At 59.4% G+C, this 17,790-nt stretch carries 14 protein-coding genes and 1 pseudogene; 3 read left to right on the forward strand and 12 right to left on the reverse strand.

What is annotated here, in order from left to right; translation table 11 throughout:
• Positions 1 to 68 precede the first annotated feature (68 nt).
• Positions 69 to 320 (reverse strand): glycine zipper domain-containing protein, encoded by a 252-nt coding sequence (locus WKI41_RS17770; protein ID WP_340194789.1) that lies wholly within the window; start codon positions 318 to 320, stop codon positions 69 to 71.
• A 368-nt stretch (positions 321 to 688) separates the two neighbouring features.
• Here WKI41_RS17770 and hemA point away from each other — a divergent pair, with 368 nt between their 5' ends.
• The gene (gene hemA, locus WKI41_RS17775; protein ID WP_340194790.1) at positions 689 to 1,906 is read left to right on the forward strand and encodes a 5-aminolevulinate synthase; all 1,218 of its coding nucleotides are present in this window, start codon (positions 689 to 691) and stop codon (positions 1,904 to 1,906) included.
• A gap of 58 nt (positions 1,907 to 1,964) precedes the next feature.
• Here hemA and WKI41_RS17780 read toward each other — a convergent pair whose 3' ends face one another.
• From WKI41_RS17780 to dxr, 4 genes and pseudogenes are all read right to left on the reverse strand, one after another.
• Positions 1,965 to 2,645, reverse strand: a complete 681-nt coding sequence (locus tag WKI41_RS17780) for a metal-binding protein ZinT (protein WP_340194791.1) — start codon at positions 2,643 to 2,645, stop codon at positions 1,965 to 1,967.
• Between the two features lie 333 nt (positions 2,646 to 2,978).
• A complete protein-coding gene (locus WKI41_RS17785) occupies positions 2,979 to 3,980 on the reverse strand; it encodes a methyl-accepting chemotaxis protein (RefSeq protein WP_425341064.1) in 1,002 nt (333 codons plus the stop codon).
• A pseudogene (locus WKI41_RS21760) lies at positions 3,975 to 4,367 on the reverse strand (PAS domain-containing protein); the annotation flags it as partial. The gene WKI41_RS17785 and the pseudogene WKI41_RS21760, both read right to left, overlap by 6 nt.
• Before the next feature lie 157 nt (positions 4,368 to 4,524).
• The gene (dxr, locus tag WKI41_RS17790) at positions 4,525 to 5,724 is read right to left on the reverse strand and encodes a 1-deoxy-D-xylulose-5-phosphate reductoisomerase (protein WP_340194793.1); all 1,200 of its coding nucleotides are present in this window, start codon (positions 5,722 to 5,724) and stop codon (positions 4,525 to 4,527) included.
• A 227-nt stretch (positions 5,725 to 5,951) separates the two neighbouring features.
• On the opposite strand from dxr, the gene WKI41_RS17795 reads away from it, so the two are divergent.
• Together WKI41_RS17795 and WKI41_RS17800 are read left to right on the forward strand one after the other, a co-directional pair.
• Positions 5,952 to 6,650 carry a phosphatase PAP2 family protein gene (locus WKI41_RS17795; protein ID WP_340194794.1) on the forward strand — a complete coding sequence of 233 codons (699 nt, stop codon included), beginning with the start codon at positions 5,952 to 5,954 and terminating at the stop codon, positions 6,648 to 6,650.
• Positions 6,651 to 6,667: 17 nt separating this feature from the next.
• Positions 6,668 to 7,900, forward strand: a complete 1,233-nt coding sequence (locus WKI41_RS17800) for an FAD-dependent oxidoreductase (RefSeq protein WP_340194795.1) — start codon at positions 6,668 to 6,670, stop codon at positions 7,898 to 7,900.
• A 10-nt stretch (positions 7,901 to 7,910) separates the two neighbouring features.
• On the opposite strand, the gene WKI41_RS17805 is transcribed toward WKI41_RS17800, so the two are convergent.
• The 7 genes from WKI41_RS17805 to WKI41_RS17835 form a co-directional block, all read right to left on the reverse strand.
• A complete protein-coding gene (locus WKI41_RS17805; RefSeq protein WP_340194796.1) occupies positions 7,911 to 9,104 on the reverse strand; it encodes a glycosyltransferase family protein in 1,194 nt (397 codons plus the stop codon).
• Entirely contained in the window at positions 9,101 to 10,348 is a 1,248-nt protein-coding gene (locus tag WKI41_RS17810) for a glycosyltransferase (RefSeq protein ID WP_340194797.1), read from the reverse strand. The genes WKI41_RS17805 and WKI41_RS17810 overlap by 4 nt, the downstream gene beginning before the upstream one ends.
• Positions 10,349 to 10,439: 91 nt before the next feature.
• Positions 10,440 to 11,645 (reverse strand): glycosyltransferase family protein, encoded by a 1,206-nt coding sequence (locus WKI41_RS17815; protein ID WP_340194798.1) that lies wholly within the window; start codon positions 11,643 to 11,645, stop codon positions 10,440 to 10,442.
• Positions 11,646 to 11,701: 56 nt separating this feature from the next.
• Positions 11,702 to 12,877, reverse strand: coding sequence for an ABC transporter permease (locus WKI41_RS17820; protein ID WP_340194799.1), 1,176 nt, complete (start codon positions 12,875 to 12,877; stop codon positions 11,702 to 11,704).
• Complete coding sequence (locus WKI41_RS17825; RefSeq protein WP_340194800.1) at positions 12,874 to 13,872, reverse strand: ABC transporter permease; 999 nt, start codon at positions 13,870 to 13,872, stop codon at positions 12,874 to 12,876. The genes WKI41_RS17820 and WKI41_RS17825 overlap by 4 nt, the downstream gene beginning before the upstream one ends.
• Before the next feature lies 1 nt (position 13,873).
• Positions 13,874 to 15,778, reverse strand: a complete 1,905-nt coding sequence (locus WKI41_RS17830) for an ABC transporter substrate-binding protein (RefSeq protein ID WP_340194801.1) — start codon at positions 15,776 to 15,778, stop codon at positions 13,874 to 13,876.
• Complete coding sequence (locus tag WKI41_RS17835) at positions 15,775 to 17,667, reverse strand: dipeptide ABC transporter ATP-binding protein (protein ID WP_340194802.1); 1,893 nt, start codon at positions 17,665 to 17,667, stop codon at positions 15,775 to 15,777. The genes WKI41_RS17830 and WKI41_RS17835 overlap by 4 nt, the downstream gene beginning before the upstream one ends.
• Positions 17,668 to 17,790 lie beyond the last annotated feature (123 nt).

Below are 17,790 nucleotides of genomic sequence, written 5' to 3' on the forward strand. Positions count from 1 at the left end.
GCTCGATGGGTGTGGAAACAAAAAAGCCCCGGCTTTTGCCGGGGCTTCTGATGCAATTGTGTCACGCCTTAGCGGCAACGTGCCGTGTAACGCTGACCGTACTGGTCGCGGTAGTAGCAGTAGCCTGGCTCGGACGCACGGCCGATGAGGTAACCGGTCGCGCCACCGATCAGACCGCCAACGGCTGCGCCGCGGACGTTACCGGTGATTGCGCCACCAGCCAGCGCGCCGATAACAGCGCCGCCACCAGCGGTCTTTTCAGTCTGCGTGCAGCTCGCGAGCGCCAGACCCATAACAGCAAAAATAACAGCCTTTTTCATGAACTCTCTCCACGTTACATTTGAGCTCGATGGCTCTCGGTAGGCGTCCCAATACATCTGCGGCGACTGCTACCTCCGACCGCTGCAGATATTTAACAAGTCGAATGTTACTGTGGAAGCCCCCATTTAAGGCTGCATTCCCCTGGTCAATCGATTGTGCCCTACTCAACGGCGCGTCGATTAAAAGGTTCCAAATTTTTTAGAGCTTTGACATGAATCAAGTTTGTTATTCATCAAGACTCTTATAAGTATTCTGGAACGGTTCAAAAGTGGAGGCGAATTGACGCATCGGTGCAATATCGGCGTCAAGGGGGTTGACGGTTCAAGGAGGTGAGCCGACAACGATTGCACGTATTCTGGAGCATGGAATGGACTTCGAGGCATTTTTCAAGACCGAGCTGGATGGCTTGCATTCGGAAGGTCGCTACCGCGTTTTTGCCGATCTCGAGCGACAACAGGGACATTTTCCGAAAGCAACCCGTTACACCGCCGACGGTGAACAGCGCGACGTCACGGTCTGGTGCTCCAACGACTATCTCGGTATGGGTCAGAACCCCAAGGTCATCGAGGCGATGAAAGCCGCCATCGATCACTGTGGCGCGGGTGCGGGAGGCACCCGGAATATTTCTGGCACCAACCATCACCACGTCAAGCTTGAGCGCGAACTGGCCGACCTGCACGGCAAGGAATCGGCGCTGATCTTCACCTCCGGCTATATTTCCAACTGGGCGACCCTCGGCACGCTCGGTCAGAAGATCCCCGGCCTCATCATCTTCTCGGATGCGCTGAACCATGCATCGATGATCGAAGGCATTCGTTACGGCCGTTGTGAGAAGGTCATCTGGAAGCATAATGATCTGGACGATCTCGAAGCCAAGCTGAAGGCCGCCGATCCGGCCGCGCCGAAGATGATCGCGTTTGAATCCGTTTATTCCATGGATGGTGATATTTCGCCGATCAAAGAGATTTGCGACCTCGCCGACAAGTACGGGGCCATGACCTATCTCGATGAGGTGCATGCGGTGGGCATGTATGGTCCGCGCGGCGGCGGCATTGCGGAGCGCGAAGGGCTGATGGACCGCCTGACGATCATCGAAGGGACGCTCGGCAAGGCCTTTGGCGTGATGGGTGGCTATATCGCGGCGTCCGAAGCGCTCTGCGATTTCATCCGTTCGTTTGCGTCCGGCTTTATCTTCACCACCGCACTTCCGCCGTCCTTGGCAGCCGGTGCCGTGGCGTCGATCCAACACCTGAAGGCAAGCCCCTTCGAGCGCGCTCGTCATCAGGAGCGCGTGCGCACGCTACGCTCCATGCTGGACGCTGCCGGCATTCCGCACATGACCAATCCCAGCCATATCGTTCCGGTGATGGTGGGCGACGCCGCCAAGTGCAAATGGATTTCCGATATCCTGCTCGACGATCACGGTGTCTACGTGCAGCCGATCAATTATCCGACGGTGCCGCGCAAGACCGAGCGTTTGCGCATCACGCCGACGCCGCTTCACACCGATGCGGATCTGGAACGTCTGGTCGGAGCGCTTCATCAGCTCTGGTCGCGTTGCGCGCTCGCACGCGCTGTCGCCTGATCAACAAGACGTGGAATAAAAAGAGGGGCGCGGCTTATCGGCTGCGCCCCTTTTGTATTTAATGCTCAAGCATCTCCTGGACGATTTCCTTGCCGGAAAGCGACGACGGGTAATAGGTGGGCCAATTGGTGAGTTCCTTCAGCACCGTGGCGCGGTCGTCACCCCAGTAAAGGTGGTAGTGGCCAGCCTTTTGCGGCGCTATGGTGTGGTCGCTGAACTGGATATATTGCGGTGCGGATGCATCGCCGCCGGTCTTCTTGAAGATGTAGCGAACGCCGCGATTGCCTTTCTTGTAGGTCAGGATTTCGTATCCGTCGCCGGCGTATTTGCCTTCGGTGGCCTTGCCGTCACGATAGAAGGTTACGTCTTCACCCTTGATCGTGATGCGGTTGACGTCGGTCTTGTAGCCGACATCATATTCCTCGCGAAACGCCTTGGCACTCTTCTTGCCGTGTTCGGCCTTGTGCTGCATCACCGGATCGAGGGTGCCATCCACCAGATAAGGATAAACCGACTGCCAATCGCCTTCCCAATCGGAAAGCGGGCGCTCCTTTACGGCGCTGTCCTCGAAGTAGCCCTTATAGACGTCGCTGGAACCATGCGAATGTCCATGGGAATGGTTATGGGCGTGATTGTGGCTTTCGGACTTTGATGGTGCCGATTTCTCCTGCGCCACCGCAGCGGTAGACAGAAGCAGGAGTGAGCTGACGGAAAGGGCGAGGGCTTGCGTGAGTTTCATCGTGGTTTCCTCATCTGTGATGTAATAACGTAACAAAAAGCGACATAACCAGAAAGGACGGAGGTGGCAAGTGCATTTCTCGAACTTTGAATAGCAGGACGGGGAGTGTTGAAAGGGGATGACAGGATGGCTCCCTGCGGATCTTGATCTTGGCCATCACGTCTTCAGCAACGGTTCGCCTGCTTCTGAAGCGTCCAGGCATCGTTCTTGGTTCGAGCCGACCATGGGCAGAACGAGGAAGGCGGAGTTGCCAGAACCGGTCACTCCGCCCTTAAACCACTACGTATTTCAAGCAGTCTACGCGACGTGTCCGAGCACGTGGCCGTTCAACCGTCAGGCCGCCCAGCGGCGGGAGCTTTGCTCGCCGCCGGCGGTGCGGAAACTTTGCAGCTTGCGTGCGATCTCAACCATCTCGTCGATCATGGCATTGGATGCCGCAGCCGTTTCTTCCACCATGGCCGCATTCTTCTGCGTGACCTGATCGACCTGTCCGATAACGCTGTCGATTTCGCGGATGGCGGCTTCCTGGTCACTGGCTGAGCGTTCGATGGTTTCGACGGAACCGCCGACCTGCGCAATATGGGTGGAGATGCGACCAAGGGCCGAGCCCGTCTCGTTGACGAGGCCGACGCCGTTTTCCACCAATTGGTTCGATGTGGTGATCAGCGCGCGGATTTCCCGGGCGGCAGTCGCCGAGCGTTGGGCAAGCTCGCGTACTTCCTGCGCCACCACGGCAAAGCCTTTGCCCGCTTCGCCCGCACGGGCGGCTTCGACGCCGGCGTTCAGGGCCAGCAAATTGGTCTGGAACGCGATCTCATCGATGACGCCGATGATCTTGGCGATTTCGCCGGAAGATCGGTCGATGGCTTCCATCGCAGCGATTGCCTTCTCGACAATCACATGGCCTTCGCCGCTGTCATTGCTGGCGAGCGCGATCGTATTTTTGGCGGAACGGGAGGCGCTCGCCGCATCGCTCACGGTGCTGACGATCTGTGAGAGCGCACCAGACGCTTCTTCGATGCGTGCGGCCTGGCGCTCGGTGCGACCTGCCAGTTCCGAGGAAGCGGAGCCAATCTCCCGACAGCGATGCAGCACGGAGGTGACGGCGTTCGACACCTCGCTGACGAGCGCGCGCAATTGCTCTGTGGCAACGTTGAAATTCTGTCGGAGGCTATCGGTCTTTGGGGAGAAGGCGCGGTCGATCTGTTGCGTCAGATCGCCACCGGCCAACTGACGAAGACCTGCCGCCAGCTGCTCGATTGCCTCGCGGTCTTCCTCTGCCTCACGTGCGGCCTGTTCCTGGCGCCGGCGTTCGGCATTGCGCAGCCGGATCATTTCTTCAATATCCTGCCAGACGACGATCAGCAGTGTTTCATCGTTTCGCTTCCAGGAAATGAGCGTAACCTGAACCTGGAAAAGGCTCCCGTCGCGGCGCAGCCCTTCCCACTCGAAGCGGGAAAATCCTTCCTTCATGGCCTGGCCGATGTACACGTTTGCCTTCTGGTCGGAGCGTTCTCCATCCGGCTGACGCTCCGGCGAAAAATCGGGAGGGGTCAGGCCATTGATCGTGTCGGCCGGCTGACGAAGGGTTTTCTGGAATGCGTCGTTGAAGGCGACGACCTTACCTTCGCGCAGAACGCAATAGGCATCCGGTGAGCTCTCGAAAAGAAACGACGCAAGCTCACGGCGAAAATCTTCCTTCGGGCGGGCAAAACCGAACATTGCAATACCTCCAACGACAATATCGTCGGAATTATCATTAATGATTTAAGCCTATATTAATTCAGCCTTATACTCTTTCCATGGGGAAACGGGTTTTACAGCTGCGGCCTCTGGGTCTCACGGGTTCTATTCTAGGCGCCATTTTCGGCTCCTTTGCTTAAGCGGCCTTCTGCTTTTGCGAAATGACATCCTCGGCGTAGGCGCGCGCTTCGGCATCGGCGGCGAGAATGGCTTCGATCGTGTCAGCTGTCCTGCCATCATTCATCCGCTCCATGACGGACTCGACCGTATCGGCCATATGCAGGAAGCCGATTTTTCCGTCGACGAAGGCGTGGAAGGCGGTTTCTTCCGCTGCATTCAGCACCGCACTTTGCACGCCGCCGCGTTCCAGCGCCAGACGTGCGAGTCTGATCGAGGGGAACCGCTCCTCGTCGGGGGCCTCGAAATCGAGCCGTGCCAACTTGGCAAAATCCAGCCTCTCGACATCCAGCGCGCCGCGTCCGGGGTAGGTCAACGCATAGGCAATCGCCGTGCGCATATCCGGGCAACCGAGTTGGGCGATGACCGATCCGTCGGTATAGGCCACCATGGAGTGGATGATGGATTGCGGGTGGACGATCACTTCGATCTGAGAGGGCTCAAGATCGAAGAGATACTTTGCCTCGATCATTTCCAGTGCCTTGTTGAACATCGAGGCGCTGCCGATGGAGACCTTCAAGCCCATGGACCAGTTGGGATGGGCGCGCGCGATCTCGGCGGTCACTCCGTCCATCTGCTCTCGGCTCCAGGTGCGGAAAGGGCCGCCGGAGGCGGTGAGGATGATGCGCTCGACCTTGTCGCGGTTGGCAGGTTCCAGGCACTGGAAGATGGCGCTGTGTTCGCTATCGACCGGGATCAGCGTGCCGCCGCCCTCGCGCATGGTGGAGATGAAGACATCGCCGCCGGTGACCAGACATTCCTTGTTGGCGAGCGCGATGTCGGCGCCGCGCCGTGCAGCCGTCAGCGTCGGCTCAAGCCCGGGCGTGCCGGCAATGGCCGCCATCACCCAATCGGCCTCCAGACTTGCGGCTTCCTGCAAACCGCTTTTGCCGGATGCAACGGCAATGCCGCTGCCGGCAAGCGCGTCCTTCAACTCGGCATATTTCTCGTCGTCAGCGGTGACGGCCAGCTTTACACCAAACTCGCACGCCTGTTCGGCCAGCAACGCCACATTGCCTGCACCGGTCAGCCCCAAAACGTCGAAGCGATCACGCCCGCCGAGCTGGCGAATGACATCCAGCGTGTTCGTTCCAATCGAACCGGTGGCGCCAAGGACGGTCAGTTTTTCAGGCGGGTTGCTGCCGTTGTGGCGTGTCATGTGAAATCCGACTTTGGTGGAAACTCTCAACCCAAGGCTCTACTCGCGAAACCCGGGCAGAACAAGGTCAAAGCCTGTCGGCGATTTTTCGCCACCATTGCGTCCTCTTCCTCATCAATGACATCTGCGTGCGTCGCTTGCCAATGGCCGCGCGAGCATGCAGTTTGTGGGGCTGATGCACCGCGCCGCTGAAGCGATGATACCGTATTGATAAATAGAGGATTTTCATGAAGCGATTTTTGATCTCCAGCGGCTGGATTTTCGTCATCACTCTTCTGCTGGTCCTCGTCTTCATTCCCTTCGATCCGCGCATTTCGCAGCGCGCGCAGGCCCTTCCGGGCGCGGTCGTCGGCTTCAACCATGCCATCACCGATTTCGGCACCTTTCGCTGGATGCTCTACAGCACCGGGCTCTTTGCCATCCTCGCCTACATTGCCGGACGCTTTCTGCTGAGCAGTCCCTATTCGGCAAGAATTGGTACGGCGATGCGCCTCTTTGTCTATTTCTTCCTGACCATCGGTAGCGCGAGCATCTTCGTGCATCTCCTGAAATTTCTGATCGGTCGCGGAAGGCCAGAGCTTTATGCCGATATTGGCGCCTACAGCCTGACGCCATTCACCGGCGACAATCTCTATGAGAGCTTTCCCTCCGGCCATTCGACGGCGGCCGGTGCCTTCTTCGGCGCTTTTGCCATGCTGATCCCGCGCTTTCGCTATGTGTTCATGGCGCTCGCGCTCGTCATCGGCATTTCGCGGGTGATCGTCGGGGCGCATTATCCAAGCGATGTGGCAGCTGGCCTTCTCCTCGGCATCTGGACGTCCATGCTCTTCGCCTTTATCTTCGCCCGCAAGGAATGGTTGTTCCGGCTGGTCAAGGGTTGGCCCTATCCGAAGAACAAGCCGCTTCCAGCAGCCGATCAGGCTTGATGACACAGGATATCGCCATGCCAAGCGACGACCACAATGACGTCCAGGCAATCGAGACCACAATTGCCATCGTCGGCGGTGGGCCGGCAGGCATGATGCTTGGTCTGCTTCTTGCGCGGGCGGGGATCGACGTTACCGTGATCGAAAAGCATGGCGATTTCCTGCGTGATTTTCGCGGTGATACGATCCATCCCTCCACCATCGCCGTGATCGAGCAACTGGGTTTTGGGCAGGAATTTCTGGCCCTGCCGCATACCAGGGCGGAGAAACTGCATGCCGAGGTGGGCGGTCACAGGCGCACCATTGCGGACTTCTCCTGGCTTCCGGTCAGACACAAGTTCATCGCCTTCATGCCGCAATGGGACTTTTTGAACTTTCTCGCCGGCAAGGCCGGGCAGTTCGAGAGTTTCCGCCTGCTTCACAATGCGGTGGTCAGTGACCTCATCGAAAGCAAGGGAAAAGTCAGCGGCCTCAAGCTTTCCACACCCTCCGGCGGCCTTACGGTTAAGGCTGATCTCGTGGTCGGTGCCGATGGCCGCAATTCCACTGTGCGGGAGAAGGCCGGGCTGCATGTCGAGCGCTTCGGCGTACCGACGGAAGTTTTGTGGATGCGGCTTTCGAAGCAGCCGGGCGATCCCAACGAGACGATGGGCCATGCCGGTCCGCAGCAGGGCTTCGTGTTGATCGATCGCGGTGACTACTGGCAGTGCGGCTATGTCGTGCGCCGCGGCGTCTTTTCCGAGATCAAGGAGAAGGGCGTCGAGGCGTTCCGCAGGCGGGTGGCCGAAGTCTGCCCGCTGCCCGCCGAACGGCTGCAGGAGATCAAGAGCTTCGATGATGTGTATCTTCTCACCGTGCGCATCGATCGGCTGACGCAATGGTGGAAGCCGGGGCTGATCTGCATCGGTGACGCTGCGCATGCCATGTCGCCGATCGGCGGCGTCGGGGTCAATCTCGCCATTCAGGATGCGGTCGCCGCTGCAAACATTCTGGTGCCGGCGCTGCGTGACAAAGGCTCAATCTCCGACGACGATCTTGCGGCCATTCAACAGCGCCGGACCTTCCCGACGAAAGCCACGCAGAAGCTGCAATTGATGATGCGCAGCAAGAACCGCAAGGATCACGAGGCCGCTCCCAAGGCCAAAGGCCCGCCCGCCTTCGTGCGCGCCATTCTGCGCTTCCCGCTTCTCGCCCATCTGGCTGGCCGTCTGATCGGGCTCGGATTCAGGCGTGAGAAGATTACTTACTAAGGCTTAAGCCCTACTCGTCATCCATACGATGTTCGGCATAGAGCCGACGCAGAACGCGCGCGGTGCCATTGGCGCCATCAAGATCAAGGCTGATCTCGCCCGGCTCCGGTAGCGCCAGTGCTGCGCGGATCGCCTCTGCCATGGTCTGCGGCGAGATGGTGTTTTCTTCCAGAACCTGGGCAAGGCCGAGCTTAGCGAGCCGCAATGCGCGTGCTCCCTGTTCGGTTTCGCCACCGACAGCGAATGGGATGAGGAGCGAGCGGCACTTGGCCTGCAGGATATCGCAAACGGTGTTGTAACCGGCCTGAGAGATCGAGAGCTTTGCACCGGAGAGAAGGCTGGCGAAATCCTTGCGGAAGCGGAAGACGGAGATGGTATCGCCGGCTTCAGCCGAGATGGCATCGAAATCCGCCTGCGGCATGTTGGGGCCGGTGATCAGGCACCAGGTTTTCAGTTCTGGGATGTTGGGTGCGGCGGCAAGCGCTGCTTTCAGAAGCGCGCCGCCGACGGCACCGCCGCCTGCCGAGACCACCACGTCGAAGCGCTCCTGCGGCGGCGTTGGTTTGTTGGGTGCCACGAGGCCGGTATAGACGATTCGCTCGCGTATCTGTTCGGCGAGCGGAAAGGTCTCTTCCAGCCGCACGAAATTCGGATCGCCATGGACGAGCACCGTGTCAAAGTGCTTCTTGACGAGATCGATCGTTTCCTCGTCACGGCCGGGCTTGGCGCGTTCCTGCAGGATATCGCGCAGCGACGTCATGACCAGCGGACGCTTGATGCTTTTCTCGATCGCGTTGAGCAGCGGCAAGAGTTCGAAGCGCACTTGCCGACGGCCGAACGGGAAGGCTTCGATGATGACGATATCTGGCATCGCACCGTGATAGGCGCCAAGCAGCATGCTGGTGCGGTTGTCCTTGAAGGCCTCATCCACCGGGGCACCATTGGCATCGACGAGGCCCGCAAAATTGCCATCGGCCACGGCCACCGGTGGCAATTCGACATGGCGGATGCGTTCTCCCGGAAAACCAGGAACGGGCGTTCCGCCTGTCACCATCGTCACATCGAAACCATCGGCGACCAGAGCCTGAGCCACGCGACTGGCGCGGGCGATGTGGCCGATGCCGAGCAGATGCTGGACGTAGAAGAACACGCGTGGGGCTTGGGTGGCGTCGGTGGCGGGGGCGATGGCGGTGGCGGTGGTCACGGGGTCTTCTCCCATTCCTGTTCGAAGAGATTTTTGAGGTCGGTGATGCTGGTGCGGTGATCGAAGGCGGAGCGTACGCGGTGTTCCGCGGCCGAGCCAAGCCTCGATCTCAGCGTCGGATCGGTAATGGCGCGCTCCAGTGCTTTCGAGAAAGCCGCTTCGTTTTCCGGTTCTGTCAGCAGGCCGTTTTCGCCATCGATGAAGAATTCCGGGATGCCCGAAATATTGGTTGAAACACAGGTGAGCGCCTGGCTTGCTGCCTCCACCAGAACATTCGGCAGGCCATCACGGTCGCCATCGGCGGTGATGCGGCAGGCAAGCGCGAAAAGATCGGCCTTGCGATAGTGCTCCAGCACCTGCTTCTGATCCATGGCGCCGGTCCAGGTGATCCTGTCGGCGAGGCCAAGTCGCTCGGCCAGCGCCTTCAACGTCACAAGTTCGTCGCCGCCTCCGATGTGAGTGAAGCGCCAGTGGAGGGACGCCGGAAGGGCGGCGAGCGCCTTCAGCAGAATATCGATGCCCTTCTTCTTCACCGCGCGGCCAACGCTCAGGATATGCACCGGATCGGCAGGATTCGAACCGTCCCGTGGCGGGCGGGTCCCGTCTATCGCCGGGAAGCGGGTGAGATCAAGGCCGTGATAGCTCAAATGCACCGTGCCCGGATTGGGCGACAGGTTTTGCAAATGGCGATAGCCGCTCGCGGTGCAGGTCACGGCCCAACGGGCGCTGCCGAGCTTGTTTGAAAGATCGGCATCCGTCGAGGTCCATATATCCTTGGCATGGGCCGAGATCGTCCACGGAATGCCGGTAATCAGATGCGTATAGGCGGCGACGGAAGCGGGCGTGTGGATGAAGTGCACATGCAGCCAACCGGCATCGTGTGGCCATTCATGCGAGAGCACTGCGGCCTGACCGAAACGGCGGAAGCGGTTGCGGGAAACATCGTGGCTGAGATCACGGACGAATTGGCGCAGCGCTTTGCCGAAGCCGGGCTTCTTGCGGCAAGCCCACAGCGCTTTCAGCACGCGCAGCGGTTCCTCATGCAGATATTCCGGCAGGTAGGTGACGGGTGCGCGGATCTCGTCGTGGACCGGGTGGCGCTTCTTGTCCGTCGGGCGGCGCATGGAGACGAGGTCGAGCTGCAAGCCTGCTCTCTCCAGACCGAGCAGTTCCTGCGCGATGAATGTTTCGGAGAGGCGCGGATAGCCTTTCAGCAGCACCACGATTTTCTTTTTTGCGGTCACGTCGTCGTGCCTTCTATTCTTTGGCGCTAGTCCCGGCGAATGTGACGAACGCTACATCGCCAGACGTTTCGCGGACATGCTTCTGCCCGCCTCAGGCGGTGGCGGAGAGGACGTTTGGGGTGTCGTCCGGCTGCAGCCATTCGGCAACGCGCCGCGAGATGTTTTCCAAGCCGTCCAGCTTGAGGTTGCGACCATTGGCAGAGGGTGGCGGACGCTGCATCAATGCCTTCAACGCCTTTGCCATCAGTTCGGGATTTTCCGCCTCTTCGGGCGAAAGCATGTCGAACAGGCCAAGCTCGGACGCGCGGCTGGCCCGGATCAACTGTTCCTCACGCGGCACGATGCGCGGTACGACAAGGGCTGGCTTGTCGAAAGAGAGAATTTCGCAGACCGTATTATAGCCACCCATCGACACAACGGCTTGGGCACCCGCGACCAGATCTTCCATGCGGTTGTCGAAGTCGATGATTTCCATCTGCGGAATATCGGCCACGTTCGCTGCAAATTTCTGCCGCTGCTCCGTCGGCATATAAGGCCCGAGCACCACCAGTGCCTTCTGGGTCAGGGTTCGATCGAACTTGTAGGCGCGGATCACGTCGTCGATCAGTTCGGAGCCATCGCCGCCGCCGCCGGTCGTCACCAGAATATAATCGCCCTCGTGGCGGCTGGGGTTGTCGCCGCGCGTCTTGGAGCGCTGCAGGAAGCCAACGAATTCGGTTTTCTCGCGAACACCGTGTGGTACATCCAGGCCTGCAAGAGGGTCGTGGAAATCCGGCGGACCGTAGACCCAGACGTGGTCGTAGAAGCGCTCGATCTTGTTCAGCACATCGTTGCGCTTCCACTCGGCCTCAAGCAGCTGCGGCGCATCCATCACGTCGCGCAGGCCGATGACCAGCTTGGTGCCGCGCGATTTCAGGTAGGTGAGGGTTTCCTCCACCTCGCCGCGCAGTCCCATTGGCTCCTTGTCGACGATGAAGATATCCGGCTGGAAGCTTTCAGCAGTGTGGTAGATGATCGACCGGCGCATCTTCAGGGTTTCCTGAAGATCGATATGCTGGTCGAGCGAGGTATATTCGCCGTTTCTGAGCTTGATCACGCTCGGGATTTTTACAAAGTCGACGCGGGCGCGGTAATCGAAGGCGCCTGCGATGGTGGCGCCCGAGATGATCAGCACGTTCAGGCCGCGATAATCCTCCACAAGCGCGTGAGCGATGGTGCGGCATCGACGCAGATGTCCAAGCCCGAAGGAATCGTGGCTGTACATCAGAATGCGTGCATCGTTTAAACGAACTGTCACGGGCAGAACCTCTTTTTACCGCTTATGCGCCTTGGATGGTTGCGGAGCCATCCGCGTCATTTGAACGGGTCTGCTGCATCACGTAGTCCATCGCCGAGGAAATTAAAGGCGAGCACGACCAGAACGACAGGAAGGATCGGGATCAAAAGCCAGGGATAGAGCGCAATCACGCTGACGCTTCGCGCTTCCGTGAGCAGAATGCCCCAACTTGTGATCGGCGGACGCAGGCCAAGGCCCAGAAAGCTCAGCGCCGTTTCGCCCAAAATCATGCCGGGAATGGTGAGCGTGGCGGACGCGATCAGGTGCGACATGAAGCCCGGGATCAAATGACGGCCGATGATGCGGCTGGTGCTGGCGCCCATCAGCTGCGCGGAAAGTACATAATCCTCTTCACGCAGCGCCAAAAGCTTGGAGCGCACGGCGCGCGCAAGTCCCGTCCAGTCCAGCAGACCGAGGATCACGGTGATGCCGAGATAGACGAGGATCGGGCTCCAGGTGACCGGCATGATGGCGGCAAGCGCCAGCCATAGCGGAATGCTGGGGATCGACTGCAGCACCTCGATGATGCGTTGGACGATCAAATCGAAGACGCCGCCACGATAGCCTGCAAGACCGCCGATCACGATGCCGAGGACGAAGCTCATCGCCACGCCGAAGAGGCCGATGGTGAGCGAAATGCGCGCGCCATAGATGATGCGCGATAGCACGTCGCGGCCAAGCCGGTCGGTGCCGAGCAGGAACATCTGGCCATCCTTGGCAGGGCAGACGAGGTGGACGTTCGTATCGAACAGTCCCCAGAAGCGGTAGCTGTCGCCACGGCAGAAGAAGCGTATCTTCTGCACATCCGTCGGCACGTCGGTATAGACCCGACGCAGATTGTCCATGTCGAGGCTCATGGTGCGGCCATAGACGAAGGGGCCGACGAACTGGCCGTCATGAAAGAGATGGATGCTTTGTGGCGGTGCGTAGATGTTTTCCACGTCGCGGGTGTGGAGATTATATGGTGCTAGAAACTCGCATATGAAGATCGAGAGATAAAGCACCAGCAGGAAGATGCCGGAATAGAGCGCCAACTTGTGCTGCCGGAACTGCCACCACATCAGCTTCCATTGCGATGCGCGACCCACCATGGCAAGCGCGCTTGTGGCAGGCTCGACCAGATAGGGATCGAAAGGGGCGGTGGAGACGTAATGCGGCAGCGGCTCGCCGGGCTTTGGAATGGATGAAGTCATTTGACGCTCCCACCTCCCAATCGAATGCGAGGATCGAGAATGGCGAGCGCGATATCGGAGATCAGCACGCCAATGACGGTGAGGAAGGCGAGGAACATCAGAAAGGAGCCGGCAAGATACATGTCCTGGCTCTGCAGCGCGCGGATCAGCATCGGGCCGGTGGTTTCCAGCGACAGGACGACGGCGGTGATTTCAGCACCCGAAATGATGGCGGGCAGGATGGAGCCGATATCGGAAATGAAGAAGTTCAGCGCCATGCGCAGCGGATATTTGGTCAGCACCTTGAAGGGGTGAAGCCCTTTGGCGCGGGCCGTCACCACATATTGCTTCTGCAATTCGTCCAGCAGATTGGCACGCAGGCGCCGGATCATGCCCGCCGTTCCGGCCGTGCTGATGATCAGAACCGGGATCCATAGATGTTCAAGGATCGACTTGAACTTGTCCCAACTCATTGGCTGGTTCAGATATTCGCGGTCCATCAAGTGGCCGATGGACGTGCCGAACCATATATTGGCGAAATACATCAGGATCAGCGCCAGCATGAAGTTGGGAATGGCAATGCCAAGCAGGCCGAGGAATGTCAGGCCGTAATCGCCCCAGCTGTATTTGTGCGTGGCGGAATAGATGCCGATCGGGAAGGCGACGAGCCAGGTGACGATGATGGTGACGAAGGAGACGAGAACTGTCAGCCACAGACGCTCGCCTACAACTTCGCTGACGGGCAACTGGTACTCGAAGGAATAGCCGAAATCACCGACCAGCATGCCGGTCGCCCATTTGAAGTAACGCACCGGCGCGGGCTGGTCGAAGCCGTAACGGCTGCGCAGCTCCTCGATTTCCGCCATGTTGGCAGTCTCGCCCATGGCGCGCATTTCGGCGACATAGCTTTCGAAATAGTCGCCTGGCGGCAGTTCGATGATGGTGAAGACCAGCATCGAAATCAGGATCAGCGTCGGGATCATGACGAGAATGCGCCCGATAATATATCTGAGCATGTCAGGCGCTCCCGTCGTACCAGAAGGTGTCTGGCATATAGATGCCGAGATAGGCGGTCGGCTCGAAGCCGAAGAGCGCCTTTTCCGGCACGTTCTTCAGCCGGGCTCTGTGAACGATCGGCTGCAGCGCGCCGTTCACCGTGCCGATGGAGAAGACCTGTTGCGTGTAGATCGACAGCATTTCCAGCCAGATCTCCTTGCGCTCCTCGAAGGTCACGCTGCCGCGCCATTTTTTGAAGAGGTCGAGCAGCTGGATGGCTTCCGGCAGATCCGGCGGTTTGCCTTCGCGCCCTCCGGAGAGATAATGGATGCCCCAGACCGGCCATTGCAGCTGATCGTCGCCGGTGGGTGCGAGGCCGGATGGCAGCATGTCGGCGTTGGGAATGGCGTTGTCCATGCCGAACCAGACCGACATCATCACCTCGCCGCCCATGGCGCGCTTGCGGAACACATCACGCTGTGTCGGGCGGCTGGAGAGCGAAATGCCGATCTTGCGCCAGTGGTCGGTGATCAGTTCCAGCACGTCGGTTTCCAGCGTGCTTTCGCCAGCGGTCTCGACGATCACATGCGCGGGCCTGCCATCGGGCAGAAGACGGATGCCGCGATCGTTGCGCTCCGTCAGCCCCACTTCGTCCAGAAGCCGATTGGCAAGCTCAGGATCGAACTGCGCCCAGGCAGCGGCGAATTCCGGTCGGAAGAGCGGGCTTTCCGGCAATACGGTGTCGGCGCTTTCCTTGGCAAGACCGTAGAAGCAGACCATGTTGATCTCGTGCCGGTTGATCGCCACCGAGAGCGCACGGCGCATGCGCACATCGCGAAACAGCGTGCGCCAGGTATCGTCGGCACAGTTCAGGTTCGGCAGCAGGCAGACGCGAGAGCCCTGGCTGCGCTTCCACAGATTGACCTTCAGCGGATAGCGGGCTTCGGCATCCTTCAGGAAGGTATAATCGTTGAAATCGAGGTTCATGAACTGCAGGTCGCTATCGCCCGAGGCCGTCTTGGCAGCGATGATCTCCGACGATGTGACATTCAGCAGATAGCGGTCGATGTAAGGAAGCTGACGGCCGTTCTCGTCGACGCGATGGTAGTAGGGATTGCGCTCGAAGATGAACTGCTCGGCAGGCGGTGCGGTGATGACGCGCCAGGCATCGAGTGTCGGCAGATCGGGATTTTCCGGGCGCAACTGGCGTGACATCTTCACGTGCAGGCTGCTCCAGTCGTCCACCTTGTTCTTCTTCATCAGCTTGGCGAGCTTTTCCGGCGTCTGATATTTGACGTGGAACTGCTTCATATAGGCGGCGGGAAGGAAGACGCGGGCGGGTGAGGCGCCGGCAAGTTTCGCCAGGAAATCGGGGTTTGGACCATCCCAGGTGTAGCGCACCGTTAGCGGATCGACAGCCTCGACCAGCGGCGGCTTCTTGTTGACCAGAAGCTCGATGGGCGGGCCGCCCTTGTGGATTTCCAGGTTCAGCGCCACGTCTTCCCAGAAATAGCGGAAATCTTCAGCGGTAAAGTCGCTGCCATCCGACCACTTGTGGCCTTCGCGCAGTTTCAGCGTGAAGATGCGCTCCTCGTCCACCGTGTAGGATTCGAGGATGTCGGGAACGAAATTCAGCTTTTCGTCATAGCCCACGAGGCGGGCGTAACTGTCGATCGGCATCAGCCGGATGTCGCGCTGGCCGCCGATCAGCATGCGGATATTGCCGCCATGCTGGCCGGGCTCGCGGCCCATGGATTTCAGATCGATGACGCGCGGATTTTTCGGAAGGCGCTGATCGAGCGGCGGCAACTCGCCCTTGTCGCGCTTCTCTTTGAAGAAATCGGCGTCGATATAGGTGGCGGCGGAGGCCTTCCAGGGCACGAAGACGGAGGCGAGCAGGGCAAGGGTGGTGCGGCGCGTGATCAAGACCGTAGCTCCCGAACATCCGCATTGGCATTGGCAAGCACGAGATGCCCTCCGCCCAGATCGGCCGTTATCATCTGTCCGTTGTCTTCATCGCGGAACTGTTTGCCCCAGTCGAACTTGCCGGTGGCGCTGATCTTGCCGATCGTCTTGAAATCGAGCGGCCGATCAAGATCGGGAAAGGGAACGGCGGCGAGCAGCGACTTCGTATAGGGATGAACCGGATTGCGCATCAGCGTTTCGCGCGGCGCAAGCTCGACGATCTTGCCTTCGCACATCACCGCCACACGGTCGGCCATGTAATCGACGACGGCAAGATTGTGCGAGATGAAGAGATAGGTGAGCCCGAGGTCCTTCTGCAAATCCTTGAGCAGATTGAGAATCTGCGCCTGGACCGAAACATCGAGCGCAGAGACCGGTTCATCGCAGATCAGCAGTTCAGGCCCGAGCATCAGTGCGCGCGCGATGCCGATGCGCTGGCGCTGGCCGCCGGAGAAGCTGTGCGGATAGCGGTTCAGGGCATTGTCGCCAAGGCCGATCGCGCGCAGCAGGTTCTTCACCCGTTGCAGCCGATATTTGGAGTCGCCACGCCCATGGATTTCCAAGGGTTCGCTGAGAATATTGCCGACCGTCATGCGCGGCGACAGCGACGAAACAGGATCCTGAAACACCATCTGGATGCGGGTGCGCAGCTCACGCAGATCGCCATCCACGGCATTCAGCACGTCGATATCGCCATTCTTGCTGTGGAAGGTGATCGAGCCTTCTTCAGGCTTTACCGCGCGCATCAGGATCTTGCTGACGGTGGTCTTGCCGCTGCCGCTTTCGCCGACAAGACCCAGACATTCACCGCGCATGATATCGAAGCTGACGCCATCCACTGCCTTGGTGACGTTGGCATTGCCAGCGGTGAACCATGTGGATTTGCGGGTTGTGTAGGTCTTGGAGATATTCTTGACGCTGAGAATAACGCCAGGCGCCTTATCGACGGTGTCGGTCTTCTTGCCGATCAGGCTTTCCTTGTCGATGGTGACATCGCGCAGCGCCTTCAACCGCTCGCCCGGCTTCATGTCGAAATGCGGGACTGCTGCCATCAGGCCTTTCAGATAGGGGTGCGAAGGCGCGCGGAAAATATCATCCACCGTGCCCGATTCCATGATCTCGCCCTGGTAGATGACTGCTACCTCATCGGCAATGTTGGCGACGACGCCGAGATCGTGAGTGATGAGCAGCATGCTCATGTTGAGCCGGCTCTGCAGATCGCGCAAAAGCTTGAGGATTTGCGCTTGGATCGTCACGTCGAGTGCCGTGGTCGGCTCGTCGGCGATCAACAGCGCCGGACGGCAGATCAGCGCCATGGCTATCATGGCACGCTGGCGCATGCCGCCGGACAGCTCGAAAGGATACATCTGGCAGATCTTGGCGGGGTTGGAGAAGCCGACGAGATCGAGCGTCTCTTCCATCTTTTCCTGCCGCTCCTTCGGTGTCAGAACCGAATGGATGCGTAGTGCCTCGTCGATCTGGTTGCCGACGGTGTGGAGCGGCGAAAAGGACGTCATCGGCTCCTGGAAGATCAGGCCGATGCGGTTGCCGCGAATGGCGCGCATGGGCTTGCCGTCCTGCTCCAGTTGCAGGAGGTCGATGGGGCGCTCATCTGGTTTCAACGGATCAGAGAAAAGCACGCGGCCGCTGACATGGGCGGTGCGCGGCTGGATTCCCATGATCGTCTGGCCGATGACCGATTTGCCGGAGCCGGATTCTCCGACGAGTGCGGTGACTTTTCCTGGCAGGATGCGAAGGCTTGCGCCCCGGACCGCTTCGATCTTTCCGCCCATGATGGAAAAAGAGACCTGCAGATTTTCAATGCGAAGCAAATCTGCGCCTGCACTCATGCCAAGGGATCCCCTGCCGTCTTGTTGGTTGCCTGTGGCATTATCACGCGGCCGTTGATATTCACGTTATCGCACACTCCAGGCTCTGTCCATGCTCTTGAAACCATGAAAATTTCCGGCTTT

The organism is Agrobacterium larrymoorei, assembly GCF_037722385.1.
GTDB lineage: Bacteria > Pseudomonadota > Alphaproteobacteria > Rhizobiales > Rhizobiaceae > Agrobacterium > Agrobacterium larrymoorei_C.